General features: G+C 72.2%; 12 protein-coding genes and 1 riboswitch. Of the genes, 8 read left to right on the plus strand and 4 right to left on the minus strand.

The features are described from left to right. Positions 1–80: 80 nt before the first annotated feature. Positions 81–1217 carry an LLM class flavin-dependent oxidoreductase gene (locus OG787_RS05035; RefSeq protein ID WP_405534401.1) on the plus strand — a complete coding sequence of 379 codons (1137 nt, stop codon included), beginning with the start codon at positions 81–83 and terminating at the stop codon, positions 1215–1217. Between the two features lie 215 nt (positions 1218–1432). Next, positions 1433–2236: an alpha/beta fold hydrolase gene (locus OG787_RS05040; protein WP_405534402.1), complete on the plus strand. Its 804-nt coding sequence runs from the start codon at positions 1433–1435 to the stop codon at positions 2234–2236. A 23-nt stretch (positions 2237–2259) separates the two neighbouring features. On the opposite strand, the gene OG787_RS05045 is transcribed toward OG787_RS05040, so the two are convergent. Both OG787_RS05045 and OG787_RS05050 read right to left on the minus strand, forming a co-directional pair. Beyond that, a complete protein-coding gene (locus tag OG787_RS05045) occupies positions 2260–3831 on the minus strand; it encodes an AbgT family transporter (protein ID WP_369037360.1) in 1572 nt (523 codons plus the stop codon). Then, positions 3831–5129: an amidohydrolase family protein gene (locus OG787_RS05050; protein WP_369037359.1), complete on the minus strand. Its 1299-nt coding sequence runs from the start codon at positions 5127–5129 to the stop codon at positions 3831–3833. Before OG787_RS05050 ends, OG787_RS05045 begins: the two co-directional genes overlap by 1 nt. 154 nt (positions 5130–5283) lie before the next feature. Here OG787_RS05050 and OG787_RS05055 point away from each other — a divergent pair, with 154 nt between their 5' ends. Continuing rightward, on the plus strand, positions 5284–6324 hold the full coding sequence (locus OG787_RS05055) for an Lrp/AsnC family transcriptional regulator (RefSeq protein WP_369037358.1): 1041 nt from the start codon (positions 5284–5286) through the stop codon (positions 6322–6324). 170 nt (positions 6325–6494) lie between these two features. Here OG787_RS05055 and OG787_RS05060 read toward each other — a convergent pair whose 3' ends face one another. Both OG787_RS05060 and OG787_RS05065 read right to left on the minus strand, forming a co-directional pair. Continuing rightward, complete coding sequence (locus OG787_RS05060) at positions 6495–8123, minus strand: protease pro-enzyme activation domain-containing protein (RefSeq protein ID WP_405534403.1); 1629 nt, start codon at positions 8121–8123, stop codon at positions 6495–6497. A gap of 123 nt (positions 8124–8246) precedes the next feature. Further along, a complete protein-coding gene (locus tag OG787_RS05065) occupies positions 8247–11111 on the minus strand; it encodes an AAA family ATPase (protein ID WP_405534404.1) in 2865 nt (954 codons plus the stop codon). Between the two features lie 314 nt (positions 11112–11425). Then, a riboswitch (SAM riboswitch) is annotated at positions 11426–11539 on the plus strand. A gap of 35 nt (positions 11540–11574) precedes the next feature. On the opposite strand from OG787_RS05065, the gene OG787_RS05070 reads away from it, so the two are divergent. The 5 genes from OG787_RS05070 to OG787_RS05090 all read left to right on the plus strand — a co-directional run bounded on the left by OG787_RS05070 (position 11575) and on the right by OG787_RS05090 (position 17113). Beyond that, on the plus strand, positions 11575–11691 hold the full coding sequence (locus OG787_RS05070; RefSeq protein ID WP_332874970.1) for a putative leader peptide: 117 nt from the start codon (positions 11575–11577) through the stop codon (positions 11689–11691). A 213-nt stretch (positions 11692–11904) separates the two neighbouring features. Next, complete coding sequence (locus OG787_RS05075) at positions 11905–13524, plus strand: ABC transporter substrate-binding protein (RefSeq protein WP_405534405.1); 1620 nt, start codon at positions 11905–11907, stop codon at positions 13522–13524. 3 nt (positions 13525–13527) lie between these two features. Continuing rightward, positions 13528–14487: an ABC transporter permease gene (locus OG787_RS05080; RefSeq protein ID WP_369037354.1), complete on the plus strand. Its 960-nt coding sequence runs from the start codon at positions 13528–13530 to the stop codon at positions 14485–14487. Further along, on the plus strand, positions 14484–15425 hold the full coding sequence (locus OG787_RS05085; protein ID WP_369037353.1) for an ABC transporter permease: 942 nt from the start codon (positions 14484–14486) through the stop codon (positions 15423–15425). Before OG787_RS05080 ends, OG787_RS05085 begins: the two co-directional genes overlap by 4 nt. Next, positions 15422–17113 (plus strand): dipeptide ABC transporter ATP-binding protein, encoded by a 1692-nt coding sequence (locus OG787_RS05090; RefSeq protein ID WP_405534406.1) that lies wholly within the window; start codon positions 15422–15424, stop codon positions 17111–17113. The genes OG787_RS05085 and OG787_RS05090 overlap by 4 nt, the downstream gene beginning before the upstream one ends. Positions 17114–17193 lie beyond the last annotated feature (80 nt).

The raw sequence follows: 17193 nt of genomic DNA on the forward strand, positions 1-17193 counted from the left end.
GCCTCACGCGGAGCACTGCGTCCCGCTGGCCGGACCGATCCCATGGGGCCGGAGCCGTGGCCGTCCCTACGCTCCCGACCATGAGCGCTCTTCCAGACAGACACGGACAGGACGGACAGGGGCAGGACGGACAGGGACGACCACTCACGGGCGACGCACGGCCCCCGTCGCAGGGCACGGCACCGGCCACCCTGCGCATCGGTGTCCGCGTACCTCCCTGCGACCGGGCGGACCGGGTGCTCGAAACCGTGCGCCGCGCCGAGGAGCTGGGCTTCGACGACGTCTGGTTCCCCGACTCCCAGCTGCTGTGGCGGGACGTGTTCACCACCCTGACCGCCGCCGCCCTGGGCACCGGGCGGATCGGGCTGGGCACCGCCGTCACCAACCTGGCGACCCGGCACCCGGCGGTCGTCGCCTCGGCCGCGCGCAGCGTGGCCGAACTGGCACCCGGCAGATTCACACTCGGCCTCGGCGTGGGCAACAGCTCGGTGGGGCCCGTCGGACTGCGCCAGACCACCTCGGCGGCGATGCGTGAAGGGCTGCGCATGGTGAGGGCGTTGCTGGACGGCGAGGAGTGGGACTTCGGGGGCGGGGCCAGGTCCCGGCTGCGTGATCCGCGCCCCGAAGTCCCCCTGCACCTGGCGGCGAGCGGCCCGAAGAACCTGCGGCTCGCGGGCGAGATCGCCGACGGTGTGATCCTCCTCAGCGGCATCTCGCCGAGGACGCTCACGAGCGCCACCGCACGCGTCCGCGAGGGCGCCGAGGCGGCGGGCCGTGACGCCGACGCCCTGCCGCTGACCGTCTCCGCGTTCTGCGCGGTGACCGACGACGTCGAGGCCGAGGCCCAACTCCTCAAGCCCGTCTGCGCGTCGATCGCCCAGAACGGCGGAGCAGGTTTTCTTGCCCTCGCGGGCATCGACGTCGACGTTCCCGCGACCGTCGAGGACGTCTACCCGGACCTCGTGCACGCCGAGGACTGGAAGGCCGCCGTGGAGATCTGCTCGGAGTGGATCAGCGACGAGGCGGCAGTCCAATTCGCCCGGGAGTTCTGCCTGTTCGGCACGGCCGACCACATCGCGTCCCGGCTCCGCGACCTCGACTCCGCCGGGGTGTCCGGGGTGTTGCTGCAACACGTCGGCTCCTACGACCCACCCACCGACCTGATCGAGTCCGTCGGCGCCTCCGTACTGCCGGCGCTCTCCCTCAAGGTGCCTTAGTGCAGGGGTGCGTTGTCGGCTGCGGGCTGGTGGGGGCTGGTCGCGCAGTTCCCCGCGCCCCTTAAAAGCGATCGGCGCCGGGCGCATACCTAGGGGCGCGGGGCTGTATTGAATTTGCGGCTACCGCCGCGTGGGCGCGACCAGCCACGACGCACGCAGCCGACAACGCACCACCCACCCACCCCCGTACAGGAACAGGAAAAGGCAGGTCACCGATGACGAACCCCCTGAACACCCTGCGGAAGGGCTACGCGCCCAGCCCCTTCGGACAGTTGCACTACGTCGAGTGCGGCACGGGCGACCCCGTGCTGATGCTGCACCAGACCCCGCGCTCCTGGACCGAGTACCTCGACGTGCTGCCGCTGGTCGGCGCCACGCACCGGGCGATCTCCATGGACACCCTCGGCTACGGCGCCTCCGCGAAGCCCGAGGGGCCGCATTCGATCGAGCGGTTCGCCGATGCCGCCGACGCCCTGATCGAGGCGTTGGGACTGGAGCGCTTCCATCTCGTCGGGCATCACACGGGCGGGGTGATCGCGGTGGAGCTGGCCGCCCGGCATCAGGACCGGGTCGCCGGACTGCTGCTGTCCGCCACGCCGTTCGTCGACGAGGAGAAGCGGCGCACGGCGGGTGAGCGCAAACAGATCGACCATGTGGTCCCCCGGCCCGACGGCTCGCATCTCGTGGAGCTGTGGAACCACCGCCGCGGCTTCTACCAGCTCGGCGAGGAAGCCGCCCTCAACCGTTTCATGGTGGACGCCCTGACCGTCCTCGACCGGGTCGAGGAGGGCCACGAGGCGGTCCGGCGGTACGCCATGGACCAGCGGCTGCCGTACATCACCGCCCCCACCCTCGCCGTCTGCGCGCCCGGCGACCACTACTCCCTGCCCGGGCTCGAGAAGTTCGCCGCCGCGCTGGGCTGCGAGACCCGGGTGCTGTCGGGCGGGCACGTGCCCGTCCCGGAGCAACTGCCGCACGAGTTCGCCGAGGTGGTCCGGGAATGGGCGACGCGGGGCTGATCGGCGGCAGCCCCGCGCCACGATCACGGGAGGCCGATGTGCGCGCCCGGGCCGAGGGGCAGGTCGAAGCCGTAGAAGATGCCGAGGATCGCCAGCCAGATCGCCATGAACGGCACCACGAAGATGGCGAGCCGGGAGATGAGTGTGCCGAGGCGGGCGTCCGGCTCGTACTGGCGGAGCATCGCCAGGATCAGGAACAGGTAGGGGTTCATCGGGGTGATGACGCCGGTGGCCGAGTCCCCGATCCGGAACGCCGCCTGGGTGAGGGCCGGGCTCATCCCCATCAGCATGAACGCGGGGATGAAGACCGGCCCGACCAGCGACCACAGGGCGGAGCCGGAGAGGATGAACAGGTTGAGACAGGAGACCAGCAGGACGAACACGATGATCGCCCAGAAGCCGGTCACCCCCATGGACTTGAACAGGGCGGCGCCCTTCACGGCCAGCAGCACACCCACGTTGGACCAGGTGAACAGGGCGATGACCTGCGCGGCGACGAACATCATCACGAGGTAGCCGGACATGCTCTTCACGGACTCGGTGACGGCCGTCGCCACGTCCTCGGCGCCGGTGAGCTTCTTCACCGTGAAGCCGTAGGTCAGCCCGGCAAGCAGGAACGCCCCGAAGAGCACCGGCACGATGCCCGAGAGGAACGGCGAGGGCACGAAGGCCCCGCCCTCGCCGCGCAGCGGAGCCCCGGCCGGCAGCCAGAGGGCCAGCACCCCGCCCAGGTAGGCGAGGACGACCAGACCGGTGTAGAGCAGCCCACGCCGCTGGACGGGAGTGAGCGTGAGGTCCTGCTGCTCGGGCTCGTCCGCGCCGGCCTCGTACGTGCCCAGGCGCGGTTCGAGGACCCGGCTGATGAGAAAGCCGCCGACCGCCGCGAGGACGACACTGCTTGCCGCGGTGAAGAAGTAGTTGATCAGCAGATGGATGTCGAGGCCCTCGGCAGCCGGGAGCACCGAGGCGGCCTGCTGGGTGATGCCCACGTAGAGGGCGTCGAGCGAGCCGATGGTGAACCCGGCGGCGTAGCCCGCGGTCACGCAGGCGAAGCCCCCGATGAGGCCCGCGACGGGGTGACGTCCGGCGCTCTTGAAGACCAGCGCGGCGAGCGGCGGCAGCACGATGGCGGCGACGTCGCTCATCATGTGCGCCTGGCTGGCGATCAGCGCCACCGCGTACGGGAGCACCGGGCGCGGCACTCTCGCCAGGGTGGCCCGCATCACGGTCTCCAGCAGGCCGGTCTTCTCCGCGAGCCCGACCACCATGATCAGCACCAGGACGGCGCCGATCGGCGGGAACGTGGCGAAGTTGACGATGAGGTTCTCCACCAGCCAGCGCACACCGTCGCCGCTGAAGAGCCCGGTGATGTGCTTGGTCTCGTCGGTGCCGGGCACCTTGACGGACACGCCGGCCAGTTCGAGGCCGGTGGAGACGGCGGCCAGCAGCAGGAAGAGGCCGGCGAAGAGGACGATCGGGTTGGGCAGGGCGTTGCCCACCCGCTCGATGAGGGAGAGCACCCGGTCGAGGCCGCTCGGCCGGCCGGTCTCCGGGGACTTGCTGTCCGGTGCTGGGAGGTCGGTCAGTGAGGACATCACGGTTGCCTTCCGGTCGGGGCGGCTGGGAGCGGGAGGTCGAGCAGGTCCTTGCGTACGACGCCGTCCTGGACGACGCAGACGATGCGGGCGGGATCGCCGAGGACGCCGATGTCGGTGAGCGGGTCGCCGTCGCAGAGGATCAGGTCGGCTGTGCGGCCGGCGGTCAGGGTGCCCAACCGGTCGGCCACGCCGAGGAGCTCGGCGGAGGTACGGGTCCCGGCGACGATGGCGTCCATCGGGTCCATGCCGAGGTCCACCAGGTAGCTGAGTTCCATCAGGTTCACGCCGTGCGGGCCGACGGCGGCGTCGGTGCCGAGCGCGATCCGGGCACCGTACTCGATGGCGCGGGCGATGTTCTCCTTGGTCAGCCCGGACCAGCGGACCTTCTTCTGGTAGTGGTAGTCGGGCATCGTGTCCTTGTTGATGCCGGCGTAGACGGTGGACAGCGTCGGCACGACGAAGGTGCCCTGCTCGCCCGCCATGTACAAGGCCTGCTCGTCGAGCCCGTAGCCGTGCTCGATGCTGGTCACCCCGCCCCGCAGCGCGTTCAGGATGCCCGCGTTGCCCTGGGCGTGGGCGGCGACCGGCTTGCCGCCGTGGCGCCGCGCCTCGTCGACGACGGCCCGGATCTCCTCCTCCAGGAGGCCCTCGTCGTCGGGCTGGTCGTAGGGGCTGCCCATACCGCCGGTGGCGCAGATCTTCACCAGGTCGGCGCCCTCGCGCAGCACCCGGCGCACGGCGAGCCGGGCCTCGTCCGCCGTGTCGGCGATCTCGGACATCCCGGCGCTGAGGTCGGTGCCGTCGGGCAGCCGTACGTCGGCGTGGCCACCGGTGTGGCTGATGATCCGTACGGCCGTGTGCAACCGTGGACCGACGATCCGGCCGGTCTCGACAGCGGTACGGTAGCCCGCACTCAGCCCGCCCAGGTCGCGGGCGCTGGTGATGCCCGCGTCGAGGGTCTGGCGCAGCCGCCCGGCGGTGTCCAGGGTGACCAGGACGGGGTCGAGTTCGGCGCGGCGGCCGGGCGGGGAGCCCTGCGCGTAGGCGAGGTGGACATGGCAGTCGAAGAAGCCGGGCAGTACGGTACGGCCGCCCGCGTCGATCTCGCGGACCGGGGAAGCATTCTCGGAAGCCGGGGGCGCCGTCGCGGCGGGTCCGGCGTAGGTGAGGGTTCCCTCCGCGTCGACGGCGACGACGGCGTCGTCCACGGGGGCCGCGCCGGTGCCGTCGATGAGCCGGGCATGGTGGATCCGCAGGGCGGTGCGGGGTGCCTCGGGGGTCGTGGCATTCGTCATCGGATGCGGTCACTCCTCTGTTGTCGGGGACTGCCGGAAGCGGTCCGGGCCGGTCGGGGTCAGGAGAAGGGAGTGTGGGATGCGCGGAAGTACTCCGGGTCACCACGCAGATTTCACGTCCGATTCCCCGGGTGTGCGCAGGGATGTGCCGCCCATGGGGGTGCAGGATTCCGCCACCGTGGAGGCCGACGGACTCGACGAGCTGGACCGGGGTGTCGTGCACGCCCTACAGATCCATCCCAGGGCGCCCTGGAAGCTGGTCGGTGAGGTGCTCGGGGTCAACCCGGTGACGGCGGCCCGCCGTTGGCACCGGCTGACCGAGGCGGGGCTGGCGTGGGTGACCGCATACCCCCGGCTGTCCAACTCGCGGATCGTGGTGACCGCCGTGGTCGAGGTGGACACCGAGCCGGGCACCGCTCCGGACGTGGCTCGGGCCCTCGCGGCGGATCCGGCGGTGACGAACATCAAGCTCACGGCGGGCGGCCGGGACCTGGTGGCCTCGGTGGTGACCCGGAGCCTGGACGAACTGGCGCACCTCACCACGCTGTTGTTCCAGCGGACACCCGGGGTACGGGCGACCCGCACCCATGTGTCGACCGGCCTCCCGACCGAGGGCAGCCGGTGGCGGCTGCGCAGCCTGGACGCCGTCCAGAGCGCCCGTATCGAGGCGGCCCTGCCCCCGCCGTGCCGGCCCGCGGACGAGGCCGGCTGGGACGCCCTGGACGCCCACCTGCTCGAACTGCTCAGCACGGACGGCCGGTTGTCCCTGCGGGACCTGTCGGCGGCGACGGACACCAGCCTCACCACGGTCCGCCGCAGACTCCAGTCGCTGCTCACCTCACGCCTGAGCCTGCGTTGCGATCTGGCCCGGCCGCTGTCGGGCTGGCCGCTGTCCGCCGTGTACTTCGCCTCCGTACCGGGTCAGTTCGTGGCGGAGACCAGCAGGGCGCTGTCCGGGGTGCGCGAGGTCCGCTCGTGCGCGATCACCGCGGGCCCGCACAACCTGGTGATCGACGTGTGGCTGCGGGACCTGCACGACGTGCACGACTTCGAGGCCCATCTGTCCCGGCAGTTGCCGCGTCTCACGGTCGACGACCGCTCGGTGGTGCTGCGGACGGTCAAGCACATGGGGCGGCTGCTGGACCGGGAGGGGCGGTGCGTGGGGGTGGTGCCCCTGCGGCATCCGCAGGGGTGACGCTCCGCTGGGTGCCAGTCGGTGTTGTCGGTTCGCTGCGGCGGCGTTGTGGCTGGTCGCGCCCACGCGGCGGAGCCGCATATCGATACAGCCCCGCGCCCCTTTGGGGCGCCGACAGCGCGGGTCGGGAGTCGTCCCGGCCCGCGCTGTGGTGTGTTCGGTCGGCTCGGTCAGCCGAGGAGCTTGCTTGCCAGGGTCGCCGCGTTGTACGAGCCCCAGCCGGTGGTGAAGTCCCAGCCGGTGGCGGCGGAGTAGGCGCCGTTGCTGCCGCTGGTGATGTCGTGGAAGCCGGTGCCGCTCGCCGAGTAGAGGGCGGGGTTGGCGAAGCCGAGGTTGGCCTCGCCGGCCGCCGCGGCCTGCTGGTTGTAGAGGGCCGCGAAGGCCGCCCACTCCGGCGCCGCCGCGCTCGTACCGCCCACCGAGGACCAGGAGCCCTGGGAGTAGATCGAGACGCCGGGGCTGGGGTTGGCGTGCGCCGAGACGTCCGGGACCTGGCGGTAGCCGCCGCCCGCGCTCTTCTGGACGGCCGTCTGCCAGCTGGGGATCTTGAAGACGGAGGACTTGCCGCCACCGCCGCCGGACCAGGCCACCTCCTTGCTGAAGGCGTTGGCGGAGGTCACGGTCAGCTTGGTGCCGCCGACGCCGGTCACGTACGGGTCGCTGGCCGGGTAGTCGACGGAGGTGCCGCCGTCGCCCGCGTCGTCGGAGCCGTCGTCGCCGGAGGCCGCGTAGAAGCCGAGGCCCTGGGCGGCGCCCGCCTTGAAGACGGCGTCCACTGCGTTGATGTTGGAGGTGGTGCGGGCGCTCTCGGCGGCGCCCCAGCTGATCGACGTGGTCGGGATGCCGCTGTCGACGATGGCCTGGTACGTGTCGACCTCGCCGGCGTCGGAGTTGGGGCCCTCGAAGACGGTGACGTTCGCCTTGGGGGCGATGGCGTGCAGGACCTCGATGTCCAGCTCGACCTCGACCTGGCCGTCGCCGAGCGCGCCCGAGCCGCCGTCCACCTTGGACACGGTCGGGGTGGGCGAGCCCAGGCTGTAGTTGGTGTCGTACTTGGTGATGTTGGACTGCTGGAAGCCGTCGAACTCCAGCAGCGCGATCTTCTGGCCGCTGCCGGTGTAGGTGCCGGAGACGTTGTAGCCGCCCTTGAGCTGGGCCGGGGTGTAGCCGCCGCCCGGGCCGTTGCGGGGCGCGACACGGGACGTCGACTGGTGGTGCAGCTGGACGCGGTTGTTGAGGCCCGCCACATCACTGACCAGGGCGGCGACCGAGGACGGCAGGGTCGGCGCGGCGTCGTTGGCGTAGAAGGAACGTCCGGACGCCGTGTCCTTCCAGGTCGACAGCTTGGTGCCGAAGGCCTTCTCCAGCTGGGCGGCCGTGCCGCTGGCGTCGACGAGCAGGTTGCCCGAGTGGACCTTGCCGACGGTCAGGCCCTGCGCGCGGAGGTAGTCCTTGACCTGCTCGACCTCGGCGTCGGTCCGGCCGAAGCGGGCCGCGAACTGGCTCTTCGTCAGATAGTGGCCGTAGGAACTCGACTTGGGATCGCTGACCTTGGCGACGAAGGTGTCGAGCGCCTTGGCGTTTCTGGGGGTGAGGCTGATCGCCACCGCTATGCGCTTCCCGGCGGCGACCTTGCCGGTGCGGGTCGCGTGGATGTTCAGGCCCTTGAGGACGTCTCCGGTGACGGCCGCCCGAGTCGCGTGCGGCTGCGCGATGTTCGCCGCGTAGGCGGTGGGGACGGCTGCGGCGAGCAGGACCGGTGCGGCGACCAGTCCGAGCAGTTTCAGACGTGACTTCACTGACGTCCTCCGAGGAGTGGGGGGTGGCTGTCCCAGAAGCGGAACGGCTTCACCGTAGGAACGGCGGCCCCTCCCCCATAAGCGGGGGAACCCTTGCTCTCCGTGTTAACTGCGCATGTCACGTCAACGGCGTGTGTCGGGTGTGCGGGACATTCGGATCCGCCCGGGCTGACTCACCGTCACTCCCTGTGTCACGGGGGTCACTTGGTCGTCGTCGCCGTATCCCACGGCGGCCCCGGAGGCGAGGACGGCGACCGCCATCGCGTGCGCGAGCGCGGTGCGTGAACGGACGCCGAGCTTGCGGTAGACCCGCGAGAGGGCGCCCTCCACCGTCTTGACGCTGATGAACAGCCGTGCGGCGACTTCCCTGTTGGTGGCCCCGCCGCCGACGAGTTCGGCGATCCTGGCCTCCGTGGGGGTGAGTTCGGGGCCGCCGGCCTCACCGGCGCGGTCCCCGGCGTCCAGCCGCACCAGCTCGTCCCGGGCGCGTGCCGCGAGGGGAGCGGCGCCGATCCGGGTCGCGGTCTCCGCCGCCTCGCGCAGGACCGTCCGCGCCGCGCTCCGGTGCCGTGCGCGGCGCTCGACCGTGCCGAGGGCGATCAGGGCGCGCACCAGCTCGACGGGCAACGGGAGCCGACGCAGCCGGTCCACGGCGGTACGCAGCCGCAGCGCCCCCTCCTTCGCCCGGCCGAGTGCCGCCTCCCGCAGCCCCTCCGCCCGGTCCAGAGCCGCCAGTACGCTCCCGGGCGCATCGCGGGACACCCGCGTACGGGCATCCTGGAGGACGGCTCCGGCCGCGTCCGTCTCGCCCAGGACGACCAGGGCCTCGGCCAGGTCGGCGTACCAGTGCAGCAGCGGCGGGTCGGCCGCGCACATCGCCTCACCCAGCCGCTTGACGCGTTGCAGTGTCTCGACGGCGGCAGCGGCACCCCGTGGGTCGCCGTCGAGCAGCTGGGCCTGGCCGAGCACCGCCAGCGCGCGCAGCAGGAACAGCCGGTCGCCGTCCGCCTCGGAGGCCCGTACCGCCTGTTCGGCGAGGCGCCGGGCCTCCTCCGCGGTGCCGCCGGCGGTCGCCGCGAGCGCCGCCGCGTACAGGGCGGGCGCGGTCTGGACGCCCGTCCCGGTCAGGGTGCGCGAGCAGCGGGCGGCGGTGCGCAGCGCCTCCCCGCAGTGCCCGGCGCGCACCTGGATACGGGTCAGCGCGACCAGGGTCGCCACGGTCTCCTCGACCCCGGCGAACGCGCCGATCTCCGCGAGGAGCCGGGTGACACGCTCCCCGGCCTCGACGACCCTGTCGGAGTCGAGGGCGAGGATCGCACGCATCCGGATCAGTCCCCAGCTGTCCGGGCCGGCGTCGGCGCCGCCGGCCAGGGCGAGCGCCTCCTCCAGGGCCGCGTCGGCGGCGACCGGTTCGCCGGCCAGGGACAGCACCCGGGCGAGGGTGGCGAGGGCCCCGATCCTGGTGTCCGTGTCACCGACCGACCGCCCCTGCCGGGCGGCGCGCCGGGCATGCCGGGCCGCGTCCGCCAACTCCCCGCACAGCAGCCCCCGTACGGCCGCCCAGTAGTGCAGCCAGGCCTCCGCCTCCGGGTCGCCGGCCGCGTCCCGCAGGCCCTCCTCGATCAGGTCACGGGTGCCCTCCAGCGCCTGCCCGGCATTGCGCAGCAGGATCACCCGGGCCCGGGCCCGCCGCCGCGCGGAGCCCGACCCGGCGAGGACGGTTCGGGCCGCCCGGGCGGCCTCCTCCGACAGCCCGCCGTCGCAGGCGTATTCGGCGGCGGCGAGCAGCCGGTCGGCGCGCTCCTCGGGGCGGTCGGCGGGAGTACGCAGGGCGGCGAGCCCGGCGAGTTCGAAGGCGGCGTCGGGGGTGCCGTCGCGGCGTACGGCCTCGGCCGCCGACATCAGTGTGCGGGCGGTGGTCTCGTCCTCGTACGGGTGGGCGAGGGCAAGATGGCGGGCCTGTTCCACGGGCTCGGTGGCGGCGCGGGCCAGGAGGGCGTGCGCCTCGCGGCGCCCGTGTTCCGGTGCGTCGGCGTAGACGGCGGCCCGGAGCAGCGGATGCCGGAACCGTACGGTGCCGTGGGCGTCGGCCTCCGCGACGCCGATGCGTTCGGCCGCCGCGAGATCGGCGGCGGGGTCGGGGAGTCCGGCGGCGCGCAGGAGGGTGAGGGTGGCATGGGCGGCGGCGCTCGTGACGAGGAGGGTGTGCTGAGCCGGCTGCGGCAACGAGCGTGTCCGGTCGAGGAGTCGGTCGCGGAGTCTTCGGGGTACGGGCAGTGGCCGGCCGAAGGGCACCGGGTCGCGCGGGGCGGCTCGCGCCAACTCCTGTGCGTACGACGGGTTTCCGGCGGCGGTGTCCTGGATCGCCCGCAGGACGCCCGGCGGTGGTTCGGCGCCGACGGTGGTGCGCACGAGGTGGGCCACCTCGTCGTCGCCGAGCGGTGGCACGGGGAGTTCGACGGTGTCCGGCGGGCAGCAGCGCAGCCGTTCGGGCTGCTCGCCCTCGGCCACCCGCTCGGTGGCCACCATCCGGATGCCGAGGCCCTCGACCCGGCGTACGGCGAAGGCGAGGACCTCGGCGGTCGGCTCGTCGAGCCACTGGAGACCGTCGACGACCAGCAGGACAGGGCCTGCGGCGGCGAGGGCGCGCAGCACTTCGAGGACGGCGACACGCACCGCGAGAAGGCTCCGGCCGTCGGTGGGTTCGCGGCCGAGGAGCAGGGCCGCCCGCAGTGCCGCCCGGGGTTCGGACGGCAGTGCCTCCAGGCAGCCCTCCGGCACCCGGGCGAACAGGTCGACGAGACCGCCGAACGGGAGCCGGACGTCCTCCGGGGCGGGCGAGCAGTACAGCACTGTTCCCGGCGCGGACGTCATGAGGGCGGCCACGAGCGTGGACCTGCCGATGCCCTCGGGGCCGTGGAGGAGCACTCCGTGACGCTCCGTCAAAACCGCCCGGGCGGTGTCGAGCAGCTCGCGTCGACCGCTCACCGGCGGTACACCCGTGGCGGTCGCCCACGCCCGGCCCCGGAGCCGGGGGCGGGGCCGTCGGCTCGTCGGGGGCGGGGCGCGGGGCACTGGATCATGTGCTCATGACAGCCCTGGTGGATTCGGCTTGTCAATGCGGTCACCGCGGCGGTGCCGTCGGCAACAGCGGCTCGGTCGCCTGGAGTTCCGCCTCGCGCGGGGCACGGAGGAGGTTCGTCCCCCGCGCTGTCCCGGCACGTGAGACGGACCGCCTTCCCGCGCAGGATGCCCCTTTCCGGCATTGACGTACGACAAGACCGCTCCGTACGATCGCGTCCGGCATTGAGTGTCAGCGTCAAGCCCTGGCTCGCTGACCGGCAACCCTCCCGCGCGGTGGGGTGCTCCAGGTGAAAGCCCGGCGGGATCACCGACGATTCCCGCAAGCGCGTGGCCCCTCGACCGGGGCCGGAGATCAGGGAGGACCGGTATGCGGCACAGCGGTGACCTGCCTGCCTCCTTCGCCGACGCCACGCCCTTCTCCCGGCTCTCGCGCCGACGCCACATCGATCTGAAGCGCTCCACCAGCTGCCTCTGTCGATCCTGACGAGCCCGGCCCGCGCCGGTTGACGTCCGTCACCGGCCGGCGCCTCTGCGCGCTTTCCCCCTGCCACCGCTCCCGGTGTCGCCTCCCCCTGACCACATGTCTGTACAGCGCTCCCCCGCGGCCGGTGTCGAGCCGGCCGGGGCCGCACACCCATGCACGGCCGTGCCTCGCACGGCACCCCGTGCCTGGTGATACGAGTAGGAGAAACCCTCCGTGACAGCACTCCCGGATTCCAGACTCTCCCGTCGGGCGCCCCTGGCCGCCCTGCTGACCGCCAGTGTTCTGCTGACCGCCTGCGGGTCGGGCGGTGACGACACCAGCGGCGGAAGCGGCCGGCCGAAGTCCGGGGGCACCCTGACCTTCGCGGTGGGTTCCGACGCCGGCTGCGTGGACCCGCAGCAGTCCGGCAGCAACGAAAGCATCTACTCGGTACGCCAGACCGTGGACTCCCTCACCGACCAGGACCCCGAGACCGGCAAGATCGTGCCGTGGCTCGCCAAGAACTGGGACATCAACGCCGACGCGACACAGTTCACGTTCCATCTGCGGTCGGGCGTCACCTTCAGCGACGGGTCGAAGCTGACCGCGCAGGTCGTCAAGGACAACTTCGACGCGGTGCCGAAGCTCGGCGCGCTGGGCAGTCTCCCCCAGGGTTATCTGAGCAGCGTCGAGAGCACCACCGTGGTGGACCCGCTCACCGTCAAGGTCACCTTCAAGGAGCCCAACGCCCAGTTCCTGCAAGCGACTTCGACCCACTCGCTGGGCATCGAGTCGTCGGCGAGCGTGAAGAGGTCCCCGCAGCAGAAGTGCAGCGAGGGCGCGATCGGGTCCGGGCCGTTCGTGCTGAAGCAGTATGTGCAGAACCAGTCGATCACCCTGGTCAAGCGCACCGGGTACGACTGGGGCTCCGCGCTGTGGTCCAAGAAGGGCGAGGCCTATCTGGACAAGCTGGTGTTCAAGGTCGTGCCCGAGGCGGGGGTGCGGGCCGGCAGTCTCCAGTCCGGGCAGGTGGACGCGATCAGCAGCGTCGGCAGGGCCAACGAGGCGGCGCTCGGGGGCGGTCAGGTCACGCTGCTGCGCCGGGCGAACCCCGGTGTGGTGTTCGGCCTGGGGGTCAACAACTCGCGGCCGGTGCTGAAGGACGCGAAGGTGCGGCAGGCGATCCTGGCCGCCGTCGACCGCAAGCAGATAGCCGACACCGTCTTCCCGACCGGCACCCGGCCGGCGACCAGCGTCCTGGCGCACACGACGCCCGACTACACGGACCTCTCCGCCGACCTCGCCTTCGACGCGGCCAAGGCCAAGTCCCTGCTGGACGAGGCCGGTTGGAAGACGGGCAGCGACGGCATCCGCGCCAAGGACGGCAAGAAGCTGAGCCTGACCATCGCCTGGTTCCCCAACGCCGCCACCAACCAGCCCGCGCTGGAGCTGGTCCAGCAGCAGCTGAAGGACGTCGGGATCGACGTGGTGCTCAAGCAGGGCCAGGTCAGCCAGTTCGCCACCACGCTCCAGGGCGGCGACTTCGACCTGGTGTGGAGCAACGTGACCCGCGCCGACCCCGACATCCTGCGCAGCTCCTTCTCCAGCAAGCTGGCCAACTTCTACCGTCTGCCCGCCAGTTCGCTCGACACGACGCTGGCCGGGCAGGCCGCGACCACGGACGCCACCGAGCGACAGCAGCTGGTGACCGAGGCGCAGAAGCTGATCGTGGATAACGCGTACAACGTCCCGGTGGTGGAGCTCCAGACCCAGCTGGCCGTGACGAAGAAGGTCCACGGTCTCGCCTTCGACTCGGGCAGCCGGGTCCAGTTGCACGACACCTGGATCGGCTAGGACATGCGCCGGTATGTGATCAAGCGGCTGGCGCAGGCGGTCGGGGTGCTGTGGGCGGCGTACACGGTGTCGTTCCTGGTGCTGGACTTCCTGCCCGGTGACCCGGTCACCGCGATGGCGAGTGCGGGGATGGACTCCGGGCAGGTGGATCCGGCCCAACTCGCCGCGCTGCGGCACGAGTACGGCTTCGACAAGCCGGTGCTCGTGCAGTACGCCGACCATCTGGGCCGGGCGGTGCGCGGCGACTTCGGCGACGCGATCTCCACCGGCCGCCCGGTGGCCTCCACGGTGGCCGACGCGCTGCCGCAGACGCTCCAGCTGACCGGCACCGCGCTGCTCCTCGCGGTGCTGTTCGGCGCCGGTCTCGCGGTGGTGGCGACGTACACCTCGCGGCGGTGGCTGCGGCAGTTGCTGCTGTCGCTGCCCCCGCTCGGGGTGTCGGTCCCGACGTTCTGGGTGGGGCTGCTGCTCGTCGAGACGTTCTCCTTCCGGCTGCGCTGGTTCCCGGCGTTCGGCAACGACGGGTTCCAGGGGCTGGTGCTGCCCGCTGTCACGCTGGCGATCCCGACCGGCGCGCAGGTCGCGCAGGTGCTGGCCAAGAGCCTGCTCACGGCCCTGGACCAGGCCTATGTGGAGACCGCGCGGGCCAAGGGCGCCGGCCGGTGGCGGGTGCATCTGCGGCACGCGCTGCGCAACGCGTCGCTGCCCGCGCTGACGGTCGTCGGTCTGCTGGTCGGGCAGCTGGTCGCCGGTTCGGTGGTCGTCGAGACGGTCTTCTCCCGCGACGGACTGGGCCGGGTCACCGCGGCCGCGGTCACCTCCCAGGACATCCCGCTGGTCCAGGGGGTGGTGGTGTTCGGGGCGCTGATCTTCGTGGCGACGAATCTCCTCGTCGACCTCGTCTATCCGCTCCTCGACCCGCGGATCGTGGTCGCTTCGGACAGGGGGGCGGGCTTCGCATGAGCCAGAGTCTCGCCAAGGACGTCGACGGCGTGGCCGGCCGGGCGGAGGCCGCTCCCGGTCCCGCCCGCCCGGTCGGGGCCGGGTCCCCCACGGACCCGGGCCGTCGCCGGACCGACGTACGGGAGGTGCTGCGGTTCCTGCTGCGCCGTCCCGGTCTGCTGCTGTCGGCCGTCGTCGTGGTGCTGGTGGTGCTGGCCTCCTTCTGGCCGGACCTCTTCACCTCGCAGGACCCGTTGAAGGGGGTGCCGTCCGAGAACTTCCGTGATCCGAGCGGGAGTCACTGGTTCGGTACGGACGAACTGGGCCGCGATGTGTTCTCCCGCGTGGTCCACGGCGCCCAGCTCTCCCTCAAGGCCACGATCATCGCGGTCCTGGTCGCGTTCGTGGTCGGCGGTCTGCTCGGTGTGGTCGCCGGGTTCGTGGGCCGCTGGGTGGACGACGTGCTGATGCGTTTCGTCGACGTCCTCCTCTCCATCCCCGCGCTGTTCCTGTCGCTGGCCCTCGTCACCGCGCTCGGGTACGGGACGGTGAAGGTGGCGGTCGCGGTGGGCATCGCGAGCGTCGCCTCCTTCGCCCGGGTGGCGCGCGCCGAGGTGCTGCGGGTACGGCAGGCGGTGTTCGTCGAGGCGTCCCGCGCGAGCGGGGCCCGCTGGTACTCGGTGCTGGGACGGCACGTCCTGCCCAACGCGGCCGGCCCGGTGATCGTCCTGGCGACGCTGGACTTCGGCGCCTCGATCCTGGCCGTGTCGGCGCTCAGCTTCCTCGGCTACGGCGCTCCGCCACCGGCCCCGGAGTGGGGGACGTTGATCTCCGACGGCCGCAACTACCTGGCGAACGCCTGGTGGTTGACCGCGCTGCCCGGTCTGGCCATCGCCGCGACCGTGCTGGCCACCAACCGTATCGCCCGGGCGCTGGACGGCGAGTGGTCCCGGCGATGACCGACGTACAAGAGAACGGTGAGGACGTGACCGCACCACTGCTGGAGATCCGCGGCCTGTCGGTGTCGTACCGCACCCGTGGCAGTGCCGTACCGGCGGTGCGGGGCGTGGACCTCGACGTCCGGCCCGGGCAGGTGACCGCCGTGGTCGGCGAGTCCGGCTCCGGCAAGAGCACCACGGCGCACGCCGTCACCCGGCTGCTTGCGGCGAACGGCACCATCGACGCGGGCACGGTCCGCTTCGGCCGGCACGACCTGGCGACGCTGTCGGAGGCGGAGCTGCGCACCGTGCGCGGCGCACAGATCGGGCTGGTCCCGCAGGACCCGACGGTCTCGCTCAACCCGGTCAAGCGGATCGGCGAACAGGTCGCCGAGGTGCTGCGCATCCACGGTCTGGCGACCCGTCGTACGGCGGCCGCCGACGCGGTCGCGGTACTGGACCGGGCGGGGCTGCCCGACGCGGCCGTCCGTGCCCGGCAGTACCCGCACGAACTGTCCGGCGGTATGCGGCAGCGGGTGCTGATCGCCATCGCCATCGCCGCGAAGCCCAGGCTGATCATCGCCGACGAGCCGACCAGCGCGCTCGACGTCACCGTGCAGCGCGTCATCCTCGACCATCTCCAGCATCTCACCGAGGAGTTGGGCACGGCGATCCTGCTGGTGACCCATGACCTCGGGGTGGCCGCCGACCGCTCCCAGCGGCTGGTGGTGATGGAGCAGGGCAGGGTCGTCGAGGCGGGTGAGACCCGTGCCGTCCTGGCCGACCCCCAACACGAGTACACACGGCGGCTGTTGGCCAGCGCCCCGAGCCTCACCACGGCCCGCTCCCGCACCCCTGCGTCCGCCGCACCGGCCGACGAAACAACTCCCCTGGCCGAAGTACGCAACCTGGTCAAGGAGTTCAGGCTGCCGCGCACCGGCGGCGAGGCCCGCACCCTGCGCGCGGTGGACGACGTCAGCTTCACCCTGCGTCGCGGCCGGACCCTCGCCCTGGTCGGCGAATCGGGCTCGGGCAAGTCGACCACCGCCAGGCTGGTCCTCCGCCTCACCGAACCGACCTCCGGACAGCTCCTGTTCGACGGCACCGATGTCACCCGGGCCAAGGGCGCCCAGGTCAGACAGCTGCGCCGACGCGCCCAGCTCATCTACCAGAACCCGTACGCGTCCCTCGACCCGCGCTTCTCCATCGCCGAGGTGATCACCGAGCCGCTGCGGGCGTTCAAGGTCGGCGACCGCGCCTCCCGGCTCGCCCGGGCCGGCGACCTGCTGGACCGGGTCGCGCTGCCGGCCTCGACGCTGGAGCGCCGCCCGGCGGAGCTGTCGGGCGGACAGCGGCAGCGCGTCGCCATCGCTCGCGCCCTCGCCCTCTCCCCCGACCTGGTGGTGTGCGACGAGCCGGTCTCCGCGCTCGACGTGTCGGTCCAGGCCCAAGTCCTGGAACTGCTGGCCGAGTTGCAGGCGGACACCGGTGTCGCGTACCTCTTCATCTCCCACGACCTGGCCGTCGTACGGCAGATCGCGCACCAGGTCGCCGTCATGCGGGCCGGGCGCGTCGTGGAGACGGGACCGCCCGAGGACCTGTTCACCGAGCCCCGCCACGAGTACACCCGCGAGCTGCTCGCGGCGATCCCCGGCAGCCGCCTCGCCGACACCACCGCGAAACCGATCCCGAGCCGAGGACCGGCATGACCACTCCCACCATCACCTCGTCGGCGGACGCGATGGACCGTTCGACGCCACCGCCGGCCCCGGACCGCCCACGCCGTACA

This window comes from Streptomyces sp. NBC_00075, assembly GCF_045041225.1.
Classification (GTDB): domain Bacteria; phylum Actinomycetota; class Actinomycetes; order Streptomycetales; family Streptomycetaceae; genus Streptomyces; species Streptomyces adonidis.

What these genes read in the sequence shown, in the direction of transcription:
- OG787_RS05050 (WP_369037359.1), bottom strand. Translation starts at nt 5,129, where the DNA reads ATGACGAATGCCACGACCCCCGAGGCACCCCGCACCGCCCTGCGGATC.
- OG787_RS05090 (WP_405534406.1), top strand. Translation starts at nt 15,422, where the DNA reads ATGACCGACGTACAAGAGAACGGTGAGGACGTGACCGCACCACTGCTG.
- OG787_RS05085 (WP_369037353.1), top strand. Translation starts at nt 14,484, where the DNA reads ATGAGCCAGAGTCTCGCCAAGGACGTCGACGGCGTGGCCGGCCGGGCG.
- OG787_RS05055 (WP_369037358.1), top strand. Translation starts at nt 5,284, where the DNA reads ATGGGGGTGCAGGATTCCGCCACCGTGGAGGCCGACGGACTCGACGAG.
- OG787_RS05070 (WP_332874970.1), top strand. Translation starts at nt 11,575, where the DNA reads ATGCGGCACAGCGGTGACCTGCCTGCCTCCTTCGCCGACGCCACGCCC.
- OG787_RS05045 (WP_369037360.1), bottom strand. Translation starts at nt 3,831, where the DNA reads ATGTCCTCACTGACCGACCTCCCAGCACCGGACAGCAAGTCCCCGGAG.
- OG787_RS05035 (WP_405534401.1), top strand. Translation starts at nt 81, where the DNA reads ATGAGCGCTCTTCCAGACAGACACGGACAGGACGGACAGGGGCAGGAC.
- OG787_RS05080 (WP_369037354.1), top strand. Translation starts at nt 13,528, where the DNA reads ATGCGCCGGTATGTGATCAAGCGGCTGGCGCAGGCGGTCGGGGTGCTG.
- OG787_RS05040 (WP_405534402.1), top strand. Translation starts at nt 1,433, where the DNA reads ATGACGAACCCCCTGAACACCCTGCGGAAGGGCTACGCGCCCAGCCCC.